General features: G+C 44.8%; 1 pseudogene. It reads left to right on the top strand.

Features of this window, described 5'->3' with window-relative positions:
* Nucleotides 1-281 (top strand): annotated as a pseudogene (locus FKR84_RS13460) (hypothetical protein); the annotation flags it as partial.

Below are 281 nucleotides of genomic sequence, written 5' to 3'. Positions count from 1 at the left end.
CTACCATCCTAAATTTAGAAGTTTACAATAGCCCGATAATCCAAACCCCGGAAGAAGCTTTAAGCCAATGCGATGACGATGACGACGGGCAGGCAATTTTTGATTTAACCCAAATAGAGCCGGAAATCTTAGACGGGCTAGACCCAACTGATTTGGATATTAGCTACTATACCAGTTTAGAAGACGCCGAAGACCAAAACAGCCCAATAGGCAATCCTGGCGGATATGAAAACCAAACCAATTCTCAGACCATTTGGGTACGGGTAACCGATACCGCAACG

Source organism: Haloflavibacter putidus, from assembly GCF_006546625.1.
Lineage (GTDB): Bacteria > Bacteroidota > Bacteroidia > Flavobacteriales > Flavobacteriaceae > Mesonia > Mesonia putida.
The sequence above is the reverse complement of the archived record's forward strand: the minus strand, read 5'-3'. Positions and strand labels throughout refer to the sequence as shown.